This is a genomic window from Rhizobium sp. SVR5-2C, from assembly GCF_056755115.1.
In genome coordinates this window covers 1-241 of the sequence record NZ_JBNDHT010000547.1, presented here as the reverse complement: position 1 = coordinate 241, position 241 = coordinate 1, and the positions used below count along the sequence as shown (strand labels likewise).

General features: G+C 63.1%; 1 pseudogene. It reads right to left on the bottom strand.

Going from position 1 to position 241, the window contains the following annotated elements:
* Positions 1–241: pseudogene (locus ACPYOI_RS36850) on the bottom strand (catalase/peroxidase HPI); the annotation flags it as partial.

Genomic DNA, 241 nt, shown 5'->3' with positions numbered 1-241 from the left:
GACCTCGGCGATCGCGCGCAGCTGCGAGTTGGAGCCGAAGACGAGATCGACGCGGGTGCCGGTCCACTTCACGTCGCCGGTTGCGCGGTCGCGTCCTTCGAATACGTCCTTGGCATCCGAAACCGCCTTCCACTCCGTGCTCATGTCGAGCAGGTTTACGAAGAAGTCGTTGGTCAATGCCTCGGGGCGCTTGGTGAAGACGCCATGCTGGGTCTGTCCGACATTGGCGTTCAGTGCGCGC